At 49.9% G+C, this 15,308-nt stretch carries 15 protein-coding genes; 7 read left to right on the forward strand and 8 right to left on the reverse strand.

Annotation, left to right across the window (positions count from 1 at the left end; genetic code table 11):
* Positions 1-31: 31 nt before the first annotated feature.
* On the reverse strand, positions 32-1,138 hold the full coding sequence (locus B1728_RS28795) for a GGDEF domain-containing protein (protein ID WP_079913873.1): 1,107 nt from the start codon (positions 1,136-1,138) through the stop codon (positions 32-34).
* 298 nt (positions 1,139-1,436) lie between these two features.
* On the opposite strand from B1728_RS28795, the gene tkt reads away from it, so the two are divergent.
* Together tkt and ppnP are read left to right on the forward strand one after the other, a co-directional pair.
* Positions 1,437-3,446, forward strand: coding sequence for a transketolase (tkt, locus tag B1728_RS28800; RefSeq protein ID WP_079913874.1), 2,010 nt, complete (start codon positions 1,437-1,439; stop codon positions 3,444-3,446).
* A gap of 61 nt (positions 3,447-3,507) precedes the next feature.
* Positions 3,508-3,825 carry a pyrimidine/purine nucleoside phosphorylase gene (ppnP, locus tag B1728_RS28805; RefSeq protein ID WP_079913875.1) on the forward strand — a complete coding sequence of 106 codons (318 nt, stop codon included), beginning with the start codon at positions 3,508-3,510 and terminating at the stop codon, positions 3,823-3,825.
* Positions 3,826-4,056: 231 nt separating this feature from the next.
* On the opposite strand, the gene B1728_RS28810 is transcribed toward ppnP, so the two are convergent.
* Positions 4,057-5,304, reverse strand: coding sequence for an NAD(P)-binding domain-containing protein (locus B1728_RS28810; protein ID WP_079913876.1), 1,248 nt, complete (start codon positions 5,302-5,304; stop codon positions 4,057-4,059).
* 129 nt (positions 5,305-5,433) lie between these two features.
* Between B1728_RS28810 and B1728_RS28815 the strand changes: the two genes are divergently transcribed.
* Positions 5,434-6,789, forward strand: coding sequence for a glucose-6-phosphate isomerase (locus B1728_RS28815; RefSeq protein ID WP_079913877.1), 1,356 nt, complete (start codon positions 5,434-5,436; stop codon positions 6,787-6,789).
* A 132-nt stretch (positions 6,790-6,921) separates the two neighbouring features.
* Positions 6,922-7,560, forward strand: a complete 639-nt coding sequence (locus B1728_RS28820; protein WP_079913878.1) for a YigZ family protein — start codon at positions 6,922-6,924, stop codon at positions 7,558-7,560.
* A gap of 178 nt (positions 7,561-7,738) precedes the next feature.
* On the opposite strand, the gene B1728_RS28825 is transcribed toward B1728_RS28820, so the two are convergent.
* Positions 7,739-7,924: a hypothetical protein gene (locus tag B1728_RS28825; protein WP_079913879.1), complete on the reverse strand. Its 186-nt coding sequence runs from the start codon at positions 7,922-7,924 to the stop codon at positions 7,739-7,741.
* Between the two features lie 98 nt (positions 7,925-8,022).
* Between B1728_RS28825 and B1728_RS28830 the strand changes: the two genes are divergently transcribed.
* The 3 genes from B1728_RS28830 (at position 8,023) to B1728_RS28840 (ending at position 9,468) form a co-directional block, all read left to right on the forward strand.
* Positions 8,023-8,607 carry a TetR/AcrR family transcriptional regulator gene (locus tag B1728_RS28830; protein WP_079913987.1) on the forward strand — a complete coding sequence of 195 codons (585 nt, stop codon included), beginning with the start codon at positions 8,023-8,025 and terminating at the stop codon, positions 8,605-8,607.
* Positions 8,608-8,815: 208 nt separating this feature from the next.
* A complete protein-coding gene (locus B1728_RS28835) occupies positions 8,816-9,040 on the forward strand; it encodes a DUF1128 domain-containing protein (protein WP_079913880.1) in 225 nt (74 codons plus the stop codon).
* 143 nt (positions 9,041-9,183) lie between these two features.
* The gene (locus tag B1728_RS28840; protein ID WP_079913881.1) at positions 9,184-9,468 is read left to right on the forward strand and encodes a 50S ribosomal protein L33; all 285 of its coding nucleotides are present in this window, start codon (positions 9,184-9,186) and stop codon (positions 9,466-9,468) included.
* An 84-nt stretch (positions 9,469-9,552) separates the two neighbouring features.
* Here B1728_RS28840 and B1728_RS28845 read toward each other — a convergent pair whose 3' ends face one another.
* The 5 genes from B1728_RS28845 to B1728_RS28865 all read right to left on the reverse strand — a co-directional run bounded on the left by B1728_RS28845 (position 9,553) and on the right by B1728_RS28865 (position 15,007).
* Positions 9,553-10,644 carry a GerAB/ArcD/ProY family transporter gene (locus B1728_RS28845; protein WP_079913882.1) on the reverse strand — a complete coding sequence of 364 codons (1,092 nt, stop codon included), beginning with the start codon at positions 10,642-10,644 and terminating at the stop codon, positions 9,553-9,555.
* 18 nt (positions 10,645-10,662) lie between these two features.
* Positions 10,663-10,887 carry a hypothetical protein gene (locus B1728_RS28850; protein ID WP_079913883.1) on the reverse strand — a complete coding sequence of 75 codons (225 nt, stop codon included), beginning with the start codon at positions 10,885-10,887 and terminating at the stop codon, positions 10,663-10,665.
* A complete protein-coding gene (locus B1728_RS28855) occupies positions 10,884-12,077 on the reverse strand; it encodes a Ger(x)C family spore germination protein (protein WP_256865565.1) in 1,194 nt (397 codons plus the stop codon). Before B1728_RS28855 ends, B1728_RS28850 begins: the two co-directional genes overlap by 4 nt.
* Before the next feature lie 2 nt (positions 12,078-12,079).
* Positions 12,080-13,681 carry a spore germination protein gene (locus B1728_RS28860; RefSeq protein WP_079913885.1) on the reverse strand — a complete coding sequence of 534 codons (1,602 nt, stop codon included), beginning with the start codon at positions 13,679-13,681 and terminating at the stop codon, positions 12,080-12,082.
* 162 nt (positions 13,682-13,843) lie between these two features.
* Positions 13,844-15,007: an SEC-C metal-binding domain-containing protein gene (locus B1728_RS28865; protein WP_079913886.1), complete on the reverse strand. Its 1,164-nt coding sequence runs from the start codon at positions 15,005-15,007 to the stop codon at positions 13,844-13,846.
* Between the last annotated feature and the right edge of the window lie 301 nt (positions 15,008-15,308).

Here is a 15,308-nt window from a genome sequence, read left to right on the forward strand (position 1 = left end):
TTGTGCGGATATTTTGCCTCCAAGCCGCCGCTCAAGCACCTTTGTGGTCGCCGATGAGCGCCTGAATGACCGATTTATTTTTGCCGGTTCGTTTGGCGGAGTAGAGCGAGGCGTCAGCACCCTTGAAGAGTGCTTCCTTGCCTTCGCCTGTCTTGTAATCATGAAGCCCGATGCTTAGGGTAACCGCTTGTGAATCGAGCTCGGGCTGCAGCGTGACGGACAGCTTATGGCGGATTTGTTCGGCAATGCGGAACGATTGCTCCATCGTTTTCTCCGTGAAGATAACCGCGAATTCTTCACCCCCATAACGCGCCACAAAATCATTCGGCGTAACGGTCTCTTTAATGATGTTGGCCACCCGCTGCAGCATAATGTCACCTACCCAATGACCGTACGTATCGTTAATTTTTTTGAAATTATCGATATCGATAATAGCCAGCTGGAGCGACAGATGATTCCGTTCGTTCTGCTCAATCAGCTTTTCCAAGTACTCGTGGAAGGTCTTATGGTTGTACAAATCGGTCAATGCATCCATCTTGGACAGCTTGTCCATAATAATCGTCTTGACCAGCAGCTCCTGCTTCGTCTCGGTCGCGTTCTTCAGATTGTTCAGCAGCTCATTGCCGCTATTCGAAATGTTCATGGCAATGATCGTGACGCCGATGTACAAAAATAAAGTACCGATAATATGGATAGGCTTCATGGAGATACGCAGCTCGGGAGTGATGGCATACATGGCGGCAAAACAAATGAGTATCAAGGAAAGGGCTATCACAATTCGCTTCTTGTTGAAGGATAGTACGGATGTTAGGATGGGAAAAATGTAGATTGCAGGTACAATGCCGATGTTAGGGTTCAAATAGATGATCGATGAGGCGAAGATGATGCCGGTAATAATCATTAAATCATCGCTTTGTAATTTGCGATACCTGTAAAGCATCTCCGACGTACCGGTCACAGCTGCTAATCCGATCGCCTGGAGGACCAGAGGGCTTAAGATCGATTTCTCGCCTCCGGAAGGATCCAAGCGGTGAATCAGGTATTCCAGAACCACGGTGAACAGGATGGTAATCCAGTATAAATTCAGCATCTTCCGATAGGTTTGACGCGTCTTGGCAAGCTCCAATAACAGATCCATAATTGACTTCTACCACTCCAAGTAAACAGGATTCATTCATCCACAGAATACTACATATTCGCCAGATTAAAACAAATTCCTCTAGTGTCCGTCTCAATTTCCGTATGAATTTTTTCTATCTAATTCAGGTTTAAGCTGGCAAACCGATACGGACAATGGTAAAATGGTGCCAGTGAGTTTCCGTGCAATTGATCATGCACACGTTAACAATGGCGTTCATTTCCGTACATTCTGCCGATTATGCCGAGCAGCGTCCGGAATTGCCGCTTTCACTAAAATAAGTAGGAGGTTTTTTTTCATGACAGTAATGAATAAAACGATCGAGCAATTGTCCATTGACACGATCCGTACACTATCCATCGATGCCATCGAGAAAGCTAAATCCGGGCATCCGGGAATGCCAATGGGCGCAGCGCCTATGGGTTATGAGCTGTTTGCGAAAGTAATGAACCATAATCCGGACAATCCGACCTGGATTAACCGCGACCGTTTCGTTCTGTCCGCCGGCCATGGCTCCATGCTGCTGTACAGCTTGCTTCATCTTAGCGGTTATGATCTGCCTATGGAAGAGCTGAAGCAGTTCCGTATGTGGGGAAGCAAAACCCCGGGTCACCCTGAAGTTGGACATACCCCAGGTGTTGACGCAACGACAGGCCCATTGGGACAAGGCTTTGGTATGGCAGTAGGTATGGCTATCGCTGAGGCACATCTGGCTTCAGTTTACAATAAAGATAAATTCAATATCATTGACCACTATACGTATGTCATTTGCGGCGACGGAGACTTGATGGAAGGGATTTCTTCCGAGTCCGCTTCGCTTGCAGGACATATGAAGCTGGGCAAATTGGTCGTATTGTATGATTCGAACGACATTTCCCTGGATGGCGAGCTGAGCCTTTCCTTCTCCGAGAGCGCGACCAAACGCTTTGAAGGCTATGGCTGGCAAGTGCTTCGCGTCGAAGACGGCAACGATCTGAACGCGATCGACAAAGCGATCCAGGAAGCTAAGAAAGACGAGCGTCCTACGCTGATCGAAGTAAAAACCGTCATCGGCTACGGCAGCCCGAACAAAGCAGGTAAAGGCGGTCACGTCGGTCCTCACGGTTCTCCGCTTGGCGTAGACGAAGTGGCTCTAACCAAGAAAGCTTACGGCTGGCCTGAGGATCAACACTTCTACGTGCCTGAAGAAGTACGCTCTCACTTTGCTGCTGTAAAGCAAAAAGGTGTCGAAACGAATGCTGCATGGCAGCAAATGTTTGCTGAGTACGCTAAGGCATATCCTGAGCTTGCGAAGCAGTTCGAAACAGCCGTTAACGGCGACCTTCCTGAAGGCTGGGACAAAGACATCCCTGCTGCCGCTCCTGCGGAAAAGGGAACTCGTACCGCTTCCGGTATCGTGCTGAATGCTATCGCTAAGAACGTAAAATCTCTTGTAGGCGGCTCTGCGGACCTGGAGTCCTCCACCATGACGCATATGAAAGATCTTGGCGTGATGACACACAAAGATTACAGCGGACAAAACATTTACTTCGGCGTGCGCGAGTTCGGTATGGGCGCTGCAGTGAACGGTATGCTGCTGCATGGCGGTCTGAAAGTATTCGGCGGTACGTTCTTCGTCTTCTCCGACTACTTGCGTCCGGCTGTTCGCTTGGCAGCCATTATGGGCGTACCTGCAATTTATGTATTTACTCATGACAGTATCGGTGTCGGCGAAGACGGCCCTACTCATGAGCCAATCGAGCAATTGGCCGCTTTGCGCGTCATTCCTGGCGTTACCGTGATTCGTCCGGCTGACGGCGACGAGACGGCTGCAGCATGGCGTTATGCGGTTGAGAACAAAAAGGGCCCTGTAGCTCTCATCTTCTCCCGTCAAGCTGCTCCTAAGCTGGAAGGCACAGAGCAAGCAACAGCTAGCTTGAGCCGTGGTGCGTACGTTCTGTCCGATGCGGCTAACGGCAAGCCTCAAGCGCAAATTATCGCTACCGGTACGGAAGTACAGCTTGCAGTAGCTGCCCAGAAGCAATTGGCTGAAGAAGGCGTACAAGTTCGCGTTATCAGCATGCCAAGTTGGGAACTGTTCGACAAGCAATCCCAAGAATACAAGGACTCCGTTATTTTGCCGGAAGTGAAAGCTCGTCTTGCTGTGGAGATGGGTCATTCCTTCGGCTGGGAGCGTTATGTAGGCGAGCAAGGCAGCGTTCTTGGCATCGACCGTTTCGGAGCATCCGCACCAGGTCCTGTAGTTATTAAAGAATACGGCTTTACCGTGGAGAACGTAGTTGCCCGCGTGAAGCAGCTTTTGAAATAAAAGAATACCAGTAGACCGGGCTGATCAGCCCGGTCTTGCTTCCAAAGGAGATAAGCGAACCATGTCCCAATTCGAGAATGTGACCGTATTGAAAAAAGCGAACTTTTACTTCGATGGTAAAGTAACCAGCCGTACCGTACTGTTCGCGGATGGAACGAAGAAGACGCTGGGGGTTATGCTTCCAGGGGAGTACGAATTCGGAACGGATGCTAAGGAAATCATGGAGATCCAAGCCGGCGAGCTGGAGGTTCTGCTTCCAGGAGCAAGCGAATGGCTTCATATCCAAGGCACAGGGGAATTCACCGTTCCTGCGAATTCGAAGTTCAAGCTGCAGGTGAAAACACCGACTGACTATTGCTGCTCTTATATTGCAGAGTAGTCCAGGCAGCTGTAACGGATGATGGAATGAGAAATACCCTGCCGCCAAGCAACTCCAAGGAGGATGCATAGCAGCAGGGTATTTTTTCTCCCGGCAGGAGGTTTAATTCACTAAAGCATGATCGTAGTGAAGGACATTCCTATTGCCGAGAAAAGCTCGCATCCTTAGGGGAGCGCCAATGGATGAAAAAAGCTTCGATGATTCACATTGCAGCCCGGCAGAACCAATCTCTTATTGTTGGTTCAAGTGACTGGCAATATAGGTCTCCAGCTGCAGCCTGTCAAAAGGAGCCAGTCCGGAGAGCAGGCAGCCGTAACGGAAGGAGCCGTTATTGTCACTCTCGATGCGGATGACTCGTCCGGTTACTGGCGGCAGAGACGCCTCCTTAGGGAAGTGAATGACGACAAACATGTCCTCGGCCAGCGGGAACTGGGAGATGATTTGCAGTCCGTTCTCGGACAAGTCGTACAGGATGCCCGGGATCGTTTGACCGGTAAAGGCGCCTTCCTGCTCCCACTGATGAACGGATAGATGCAGAGGAATGTTCAGCTGCACCCGGCTTGATCTGCGGCGCTCCTCCACCACGGGGGATGCCTTGCCGATCTGCTGCTGCATCCAGTCCTCGTAGACTTGGGCTACGGAACACAGATCAGCCTCGCCGAGTCCTTTGCTGAGCCCCATTTGGAAAATGCCCGCCGCTGCCTTGAGCATCGGAGAAGGCATCTGGAAGCGGTTGGTGACCTCGTTAGCCAGCAGCAGATCCTTGAGCATCAGCTGAAGCGAGAACTGATTGCTGAAGTCGCGGTTGATGATTTTGCCGCCTTTGAGCTCCGCCTGCTTGCTGTTGCCGCTGCCTGCAAATACGATTTGCAGAAACTGCTCTGCATCCAGGCCCGCCTTGGTCACGATGGATAGGCCTTCGACCAGCCCGAGCGCGTTAATGCCGACCATCGTATTATGCGCCAGCTTGGCGTAAGAGCCGGACCCAGTAGGACCCATGTAGACGATTTTGGAGCCCATGGCTTCAAATACGGGACGCTGCCGCTCCAGCACAGCCTGCTCGCCGCCGATCATGAAGACAAGCGTACCGCTTTCCGCGGCGGGCTTGCTGCCGGTTACGGGAGCATCGAGAAAATCGACGGCTCGTCCGAGAAGCTCGCCCGCGATGCGCTTGCTGGTATCGGGAGATACCGTGCTGCAGTCAATGACCGTTTGTCCGGCCGACACCCCATGGATGATTCCTTGTTCGCCAAGGACCGCTTCGAGTACGACGGTATCGTTGCTTAGCATCAATACGACGACATCCGTGTCCAGAGCCGCGGCGGACGGTGTTGATGCCGTGCGTGCGCCAAGCGATACGAGCTCAGCCGCTTTTTCCGGGCTTCGGTTGTACACGACAACGTCGTAGCCCTTTTTCAATAGATTGGCCGCCATGGGCTTACCCATAGTTCCTAATCCGATAAATCCAATCCTTTTCATCGAATCACCTCTGTGTCCATTGTAGCATTTTACCAGTATCGGTGTGAATGCGTCGCTTGCTTTTCCTTTGCGAAGTACAGTATTCTAATTGAAAGAATAGAAAGCCAAATTCAAGGAGGATGAATCCGAATGAGCGCCAAGTTTTCTTTTGATTACAGTAAAGCCTTATCTTTCATTCAACAGCATGAAGTTGATTATCTTGCGGAGCCGATCAAGCTGGCCCATGAGCAATTACATAACAAAACCGGTGCAGGAAATGATTATTTGGGATGGATCGATCTTCCGGTTAATTACGATAAAGAAGAGTTTGCCCGCATTCAAAAAGCGGCTAAGCAAATTCAATCCGACTCCGACGCCCTTATCGTTATCGGTATCGGCGGTTCTTACCTAGGGGCCCGCGCAGCGATCGAGATGCTGTCCCACTCCTTCTATAACCTTTTGCCGAAGGACAAGCGTAAAACGCCTGAAGTGTATTTCGTCGGAAACAACATCAGCTCCACTTATGTCACGCATTTGCTGCAGCTGCTCGAAGGCAAGGATATTTCCGTTAACGTGATCTCCAAATCGGGTACGACGACGGAGCCTGCGATTGCCTTCCGTATTTTCCGCGAACTGTTGGAGAAAAAATACGGCAAAGAAGCTGCGCGCAAGCGTATCTATGCAACGACAGACCAAGCTAAAGGCGCTTTGAAGAAGCTTGCTACCGAAGAGGGCTACGAGTCCTTCGTAATTCCGGATGACGTAGGCGGACGCTATTCCGTGCTTACAGCGGTAGGCTTGCTGCCGATCGCGACGGCTGGCGTTGACATTGAGGCTATGATGCGCGGAGCGGCTGACGCTAGAGAAGCATTCTCCAACCCGAACCTGCATGAAAATCCGAGCTATCAATACGCAGCGGTTCGTAACGCTTTGTACCGCAAAGGCAAAACAACTGAAATTCTCGTTAACTACGAGCCTTCCCTTCACTTCGTATCCGAGTGGTGGAAGCAGCTGTTTGGGGAGAGCGAAGGAAAAGACAACAAGGGAATTTATCCTGCTTCCGTTGACTTCTCGACAGATCTTCACTCCATGGGGCAGTTCATCCAGGAAGGCAACCGTACCTTGTTCGAAACGGTTATTCAAGTGGCGGACGTGCCTGAGCAAATCACCATCGGAACGGATGCCGACGATCTGGACGGCTTGAACTTCCTGAGCGGCAAAACGATGGATTTCGTCAACAAAAAAGCGTTCGAAGGAACGATGCTTGCTCATACGGACGGCGGAGTGCCTAACCTGATCGTGACCCTTCCGGATATGAGTCCTTACACATTCGGCTATATGGTTTATTTCTTCGAGAAAGCCTGCGGCATCAGCGGCTACCTGCTCGGAGTGAATCCATTCGACCAGCCCGGCGTTGAAGCGTACAAGAAAAATATGTTCGCACTGCTTGGCAAGCCGGGCTATGAGAAGGAAAAAGCGGAGCTTGAAGCAAGATTGTCCAAGTAACGCACAGAAAAAGCAGTTCACCTTTTGCATGATAGAGGTGCGCTGCTTTTTTCTCATGGGGTTAAGTTGACGTTTATCCCAGAATGGAATACAGTAGGGTATTGCAATGGTTTAGAAAGCGAGGGATGGGAGATGCTGCCCTATTATAAAACGGTCAAGCAGGCCGGAGTCTCGGAGATTGTGATCAAGAAGTCCCGTTTTATCGGACATGCCATGCCGGTTGAGACGGAGGAGGAAGCGATCCAATTCATCGAGAGCATCAAGAAGGAGCACTCCATGGCGACTCATAATTGCTCTGCTTATATGGTCGGGGAACGCGATCAATTTCAGAAGCAGTCGGATGACGGCGAACCGAGCGGTACGGCGGGCAGACCGATTCTGGAGGTCATCAAGAACCAGGGCTTGAAAAATGTAGCCGTGGTCGTTACCCGGTATTTCGGTGGCATTATGCTGGGCGCAGGAGGGCTTGTCCGTGCCTACACGGATGGTGCGGTAGCAGGCTTGGCAGCTGCGGAGCCCATTTACAAAGTGCTTCACCGCGAGGTGCGGATTGAGATCGATTATACGTGGCACGGAAAAGTCGAGAACGAGCTGCGGAACCGCGAGATGCTGATGGGTGAGACGGAATTTACGGATAAGGTCACGCTTCTCTGTCTTCCTCTGGCTGGGGAGGCGGACCATTTCGTGGCTTGGATGACCGACATCACGCAGGGCCAGGCGGTCATCACCTCAGGGGAAGAGAAATATGTGGACCATACCGAGAAGCCGTAGCTTGACAGCGGCTCGCTTCCATACTACACCCTTCACAAAAAAAGCGCCGTAAGGCGATTCAGGTTGTTGAAAAACCTAATCGTTCAGAATATGCGAAGGGTGAAGGTGGGGTATCCCTTGGAGGAGCGATAGCGTCCGCCTTTGTTCTCGGAAAAAATCCGCCGTAAAGCGAATATAATCAAATTTTTCCGAGAACAACAGCGGCCGGAGGGGGATACCCCGCCGGGGTACCAAAGCAATTTTTCAGATTTTCAGGTTTTTCAACAACCCCAGCGCCGAAAGGCGCTTTTTTTCTACTATTCTCGGCTAAACGGCAGCCGCACATCCATAAAAGGGCTTCGTCAGGTTTTTTCTCCGATATCATACTTTTATCCTATCTTTTCTCTTGCTTTGCAGTAATAAAGTGATAAACTATTAAAGTATAGAGATAAAACCATATACAAGAAAGCGAGTTGAATCGTGTTGGCCAGAAAAGCAGTGGCGCAAGAGCTGAGCCGCGAAAGAATACTGGAGGAGGCGAGGCAGCTTTTCGCCGAACACGGCTATCATACTTTAACGATGCGAAGCATCGCCAAAGCGATGGGTTACAGTCACGGGGCGTTGTATTATCATTTTAAGGAAAAAGCGGAGCTGTTTCATGCGTTGGTAAGCTCCGATTTTCAAATGCTGCTGGAAAGACAGAGAGAGATGCTGAGACGTACCCGAATGGGCGATCTTGGCCAACTGGAGAAGCTGATGCTGGAATTTATCCGATTCGGACTGGAGAATCCGTATCATTACGAGATCATGTTCATGATTAACGATGCGGAGCTGCAGGGATACGGGAAAAATGAGCAAGCCCAGTGCCTGGAGTTGTTCGCCACGGTAGTCCGTTCCGTTATTGCCAGACAATCGGGCAACGAACAGAAGATGTATAGCGTCCCTTGGAGCTTATTTATGTCCATGCACGGCTTTATCTCCTACAATATCCGCTACAACCAAACCTACGAAGACGTCAGGAAGCTGGCCGAGCAGCATGTGAAGTATTTATGCGAGGGGCTTCAATAGCCTGCGGCTCAAGGCTGCCGGTCCTTGTCCGGATTATCTATCTTGCAAGCGCCTCTTCTTATCCACTATGCCGTTTTGTACAGCAAACGGTTTACATAGTACTCGCATCCGCTCAAAACATGGTACAATGGGGTAGCCAAAGACTAGCCGGAGGAAGTTGATAACGTCGACGTCCTTGGCGGTCTCAGATGAGAAAGGATGAGTCAATTTGGATTTATCTCAAAATACATTGGAAAATGCAGCGTATATGATCGAAGAGATCAAGAAGAAGCTTCGGATGGCGACAGGCGCCGCTTTGAAGGCAACCGAATTAAATGACGAGCAATACGAGGATTTGAGGGACATCTATGAGATGGTTGCCTCGAAGCCGAATTTCAGCATTAGTGAAATCGAGGCGATTACGACCGAGCTGGGACGTCTGCGCAAAGTGTAGGGACGGCTGTCACACGGTCATGTCCCTAACTTCTTCGGACAGGTACAAGTGAACAAGCAACCGCTCCTTCTATTCCGTACTATGTAGGGTAGTTAGATGCTATGTGGCATTAGCCTACATTCAGGATATAGAGGAGGACTCCCATGCAAAAGACGGTCAGCAAAAAGGATGTTCAGCAATTTATCGGCCAAACGATTTATGCCGTTAAAAAAGACGGTACCACAGTCAGCGGCAAGCTGGTTCGTATCAGCGGAAATAAGATCATCCTGGCTCCCGAGCAGGGCAAAGAGGTCACAACATCCGCATTAGCGCCGCTGGTATTATTCGATCTCTTGGCCATTGGCACGGCTCCTTATGCTTATGGCGGCGGCTTTTACGGCGGCGGGTTTGGATATCCGTACGGCGGCTTTTACGGTGGATTCTGGTAAGAAACAAGGAAAGCTCATTCGAGGCTTCTCAAGCTCTCGGATGAGCTTTTTTGCTATGCTGACGATTTTATAAAAAATCGAGGGTTATTTGGGCTTCGCTGTTTTGAAAGAACGAATCCGGTCGACGAGCAGATAGAAGGCCGGGATCACCTCAATGAGGATGATCATGCCGATAAGACCGTTTGAAATCAGCTCCGAAGTCTCCGCCGTCGAGCCCACAACGAATAGGGACATTCCGATAATAAGAATGGCCGTTGACAGCGTCAAGGGCTTGTGGTCTTTTAACGAGAAGAGCTGGGCCAGATTCATAACGATCAGATACATAAGAAAGCTGATTTTAATAAATAAACCGGTGATCCATAGCGCAATAAGGACAGGGTCCAGATTCTCAAAGAACGTGCTCCCGTGAATGTATCGAATAAGCTCGAGTTCAGGGTAAGTCATATTGGCCATCAAATTGGGTCCGAAGATCAGCATGGCGGGCAAGATGTTCATTAAAATGACAACGGTCGCGGTAAAGGTGGCGCCGGAGATAGTGCGCATCGTTTTCCCGGGGTTGCCTATTTTCGGAAAGAGGTACAGAATGAACGCGGTCTCTCCGAACAGAGAGGCGTTCGCCCACATCCCGTTCCAGACTTGAGCAAAGTCGAAGCGATTGATGAAAGCGACGGCCATATCCACATCCATTTCTTTTTTTACAAAAAAAGGGGTCGCAAGGAGGCCGAGAATGCTGATAAAGAAAATCCCCTGGGCGCAGCGGAAAATCGTTTCGATGCCGCAGCGCACCGCAGCCGCAAAGCATACGCCGAATAATACGGCAATGGCCCAATTGGGGGTTGCAGGCAAATACACCTGAATGATGAAGTCCTCCAAGTCATGTAAAATAAAGGCTGTGATGAATAACAGACAAATGGTGATAAATACCACAAGGGGATAATGGATCCACTTCGTCAAGATCTCCCTGCCGTAATAAACGAAATATTGATCCGGCCTGCGTTTGGCCAAGCTGTAGGAAAAATAGGTGATGAGGAGGGAGAGGCAGGCACCCAGCAGCACGCTTAACCATGCTAAATAGCCGGAAGTGTTGACAACAAAATTGACATATAACCCAAGCGTGCTTGTAAACAAGTAGATGGAAAACATCATAAACAGCTGCTGTTGGGTGATTTGTCTCACTGTCCCGTCTCTCCTTCCTTATTCATTAATTTTCAAGATGGCTTGTACAGGTCCGAACACAGCCTCGATAAAGTCCTTTAACCTCCATGTCTCCCTGAAGAAATACAAGAGCTCGAGACAGAGCCAGGACGCAGCGCTGTAGCCAAGAATGATGAAGAACGTCCGGGGCTTTCTTCGTTTCCAGGTCAAGTACCGCCATTCCAGGTACATTACGATTGCGTATACCATCAAGCTAATAATCAAGATGTGTTTTCCTCCAATTCGACGGATTTGGTTTCGGTTCCCAGCCTCCGGATATCGATATCGGCATGGATGATGACTTCAGCCGTTCGATTGGAATAATGCTCGACCCATTGCGGCTGTAACGTCTTCCACTGCTTTGGATAGTACCAGGCGATGAAGTTGCCGAATTGAAAAGCGTCCGACTTCGCTTCCCGTGTCTTGTCAATCACGCTCATGATGCGTCTTTCTACTTCCGTCTCCAGCTGATGTTCCAGCTCTTTCAATTGCTTGGGGTCCTCTGCATCCAGCATCGAATCTGAGGACAGCAGCCGGGCATTCGCTGTGCAATTGAGCTGTATAGAGGCTTTTCCGCCCGATAGCTGAGGTTTTATTTTGGTGTGGGAATGCTCGATAAAAAAACTGACCTTGCGACCGTCACTTGGTGAAGGAATCGTAATTTCCGCATCAGCAAGCTGTCCAACAACCCAAAGCGCCCCCCGCATTTCCTTCACCCCGATGGTAGACTGCAGCTTCTTGTTCTTAAAAATGGCCGCGCCGCCAACGCCCATCCAATCCTGTAATTTGCCTTTCTCACTCGCAATTTTTTGCGGTTTGAAGTAGAGCAGGGGGGCAATCATATCCCCCCCGGTGTAGTTGGCCATAAGGAAATCTTTGATCGTTGTCTGCATCGTCTCATGCTGAAGAACGTAGGCGGTTAATATATCGGTCGGAAATCTTTCGAAAATCGTCGGAATATTGGCGATCTCCTTGCCTTTTCCTTCCGTCACGAACACGCTGGCATTAATGTGAACACGGGGCTCCCGGGCCAGAAACTCCAATACGGGGTCTATTCCTTCCTGTGCCAGTTCTTTGCCTATGACGACGACACTGGATTGCCCTAGAGTAATTTTTCTAGACAGATCAATTTGAATGTTGCGAAGCGCCTGTCCGACATTGACGCCTTCTTTGGTAATAAACGTATAGGGACTTCCGCTTTGCGGTCCTCCTCCGCTGCCGGCCATTCCGGGAATCATCCGGTTAGGGAGCGGGAACCCGAGCGTAAGCTCGATGCCTTCTTTTCCTTTATCAAATATCATCATCCTTGCGAAGGCGCGATCATTCAATTCAACGGTCGACCAGCATCCGCTTACAAGCAGCAGGAGGGGAAGAGCTGTCAGCACAATGAGTATTTTTCGAAGGCGGCTACCCATGTTCAATCTCCATCTTCCTCCTCCTGCTGTGCCCAGCCTCTTGTGTGCTTCGGTTCTCTTTGCGTTCCGGTCGATGGAAGAGAAGGTCTTCTTCTCATGAACCACCATGGAACTCTCACGAAGGTATCCTTCCAATCGCTGAACGAGAGAGGGGTCAGTGGAGTAAGGTACGGGGTTCCGAATGACCGCAGAGAGAGCAAGTGCAGATAGATAAGAATCAATCCGCACGCTATCCCGATCAGCCCGTACATCCCCGCCAGAATCATAATAGGGAAGCGCAGCAATCGGAAGGCTAATCCAAGATCGTAATGCGGGATAATGAACGAAGCGATCCCCGTTAATGCCACAATAATAACCATCGCCGCGGATACGATCCCCGCTTGCACGGCAGCCGTTCCGATAATCAGCGCTCCGATAATGGAGACGGCCTGTCCTATCGATTTGGGGATGCGTATGGCAGCCTCACGCAGTGCCTCGAAAGCCAATTCCATCATGAAAGCCTCGATCAGCGCGGGAAAGGGGACGACCTCCCGGGAAGAGGTGATCGTAATGAGCAGCCGTTTCGGAATGATCTCCGGATGTACGGTCGTTACCGCAATATAAGTGGAGGGCAGCAGCAGCGAGATAAAGATAAACGCAAACCGGATCCATCGGATCCAGGTGGAGGAGATGAACCGTTGGTAATAATCCTCCGCGGATTGCATCAGCATGAAAAAGGTGACCGGAGCCAGCAAAGCAATCGGCGTACCGTCCACGAGAATAGCGACTCGCCCTTCCAGCAGGGAGGCGCAGACGACATCAGGTCTTTCGGTATACTGCATTTGAGGAAAGGGGGAGTAGGGATTATCCTCGATAAATTCCTCGATATAGCTGCTTCCCATAATGCCGTCCAATTCGATTTGAGACAATCTCCGCTTCACTTCCTGCACCAGCTCCGGCTTGCAAATCCCCTGCACGTAGCTAATGGCGACATCAGTACGCGAATGTCTTCCTATCTTCATATACTCCAGCTTGAGATCCGGCGTCTTGAGCCTTCTGCGGATCAGCGTAGTATTCACCTGCAAATTTTCGATAAAAGCTTCCCGCGGACCGCGAATGACGGACTCGTTGGGTGCTTCGTCAATGGCTCTCTTGGGATAAGAGGTAACGGGCAGATCAAGAACCCGGCAGTCTCCCTCTACCAGAAGCAGTGCGTGGCCTTCCAATATGGAAAGCAAGCCTTGGTTTAAGGAAGGTGACAGCTGAATTCCGGTAACGGGCAAATGATGCTCGTCGAACATCTGCCGGCAGAAGTCCGCCGTATTGCTTGCTTCAATGGCTAGAGCCGCTTGAAGCACTTCCTTTTGCACGGTCTCCTGATCGATCAGGCCTCTAATAAACAAGAGTGCGCAAGGAGTCCCGCAGCTATGGGTGAAATATTGAATGACGACATCCGCGTCGTCATGGAATTGCTTCTGAAACCATGCGATACGATCGTTCACGCTAACCGATCGATCAAGTGCATGGGGTTGTTCGGGCTGGACTTTTCTTCCAGGACCGGCTTGACTATGGTTGTTGGCCTTGGTGTGAACGATGTGACGTCTTAGCCAGGAAAAAAGCGGCATACGCATCCCTCATGATCTGTGCTGTTCATGTCTAAATGGTTACCTGGAATGGAATTTTTTATTCTGCACAGCACAAATAGCCATCCCGCGCAGATCATGGTTACCTGGGGGGACAGCTATTTCGTTATAGAACCTATCTAGGGTTCCCGGTATAGAAAAGGGTTAACGTCCGCAGCACTTTTTGTATTTTTTGTCGCTTCCGCAAGGACAAGGGTCATTTCGTCCGACCTTTAATTTTGCCGCAAATGTCACGACATTCGGCTTCATCGGCGATGCTTCTGCCGAGGCATCCTTAGCAGGAGACAGTTGAGAAGGAGTATATCCCTTTATGGTCCATTGTCTTGTATGGTTATGGAGATCGGCAATATGATCCATGAATGCTTTGACCATATCCAATTCATTGATCTCAAGAAGCTGCTGAAGCAGCTTGAACACTTCTGCCGGAGACTGACCGTTGCGGATGGCGTCCACACATTGTTCTACAATAAAGTCCGCCTCGTCCAAAGAAATGGTATAGTTTTTGCGAATGAAAAGCACAAACGCCTGATAGCTTTCATTGCGGTCGACGAAATTCGGCGCGCCGGCATGCAGCAGCTGGGCTTTGGTAAATGGATAGTAGGGCACTTGAGGTCTCGACTCTTGCTCGCTTATCACCCTGTCCGGATTTTCTACGCTGCTGTTGGCATAGCCGTACGTATCGGTCTTCAGCTCTTCATAGTAGGAGACGGCTTCCTGAAGAATAGCCGTATAATCGCCGAGCTTGATTCGGGCTCCGGTCAGTTGGTTGATTTGCCTTTCCAGCTCATTCAGGCTGAGAACGCCATAGTAGTAGAGCAAGCCTTGCGTGAGCTTAATCCACTCCGTATTTTTACGGACCTGATCCCGATAAGAAGAACTGTCCACACGCTTGAAGCATGCTAGCACTTCCTGAGGCATAACCAGTGTCTTGTCTCCATTGTACGTACCTGTACAAAGAATTCCTCTTTGCTTGAAGTATTCCAGCTGGTGCATTTCGAGTGGCCTGAAGCCATGTCCGCCGCGGTCCGCCAGCTGCTTCAATAGTTGGTAGCGGGTTTCATCGAAGGCTTGAAGCAGCTGCGGAAGCGCTGCAGGCAGTTGCTCTACCAGCACATCTATCAGCTCTTGCTTCTTCAAGGAGCTTGCTCCTTTGATCCCCAGGTTCATACGAATGGTCGACAGCTCCGGTTTAGTAAGCTTGGCAAAATAATCGGAAAGTGTAACCGGCACCTGAATATTGGGCCAACGCTTTTCTTCCTCTTTCAACAGCATCTTCTGATCGGTTTCGCTCAGATGCTTGTCCATCATGTATTCATCCTTTCTGAGCAGGTAAAAGCCCCATCCGAAATTGAGTTTAGCTTGGATGGGTTTTATTGCAACCTTATTTTGGATCCGTTCTTCATCCAATCACACTTGATAAAACATAGAGCGTGTGATAACTGCTCAAATGTAATTATATAGCATAATAAAATAAATTTTAAGCGAATAGGCGAAATTGTCAAACTTTCTGGCCAAAATCGCCGTTTTTTGTCGTTTGAACGGTGATTTTGTAGTAAAATGAGCCTATTTTACGTAGTTTACCCATATTTATTCGGATCCATCAACGAAC

The sequence above is a fragment of the Paenibacillus sp. 32352 genome (assembly GCF_002042965.1).
Lineage (GTDB): Bacteria > Bacillota > Bacilli > Paenibacillales > NBRC-103111 > Paenibacillus_S > Paenibacillus_S vulneris.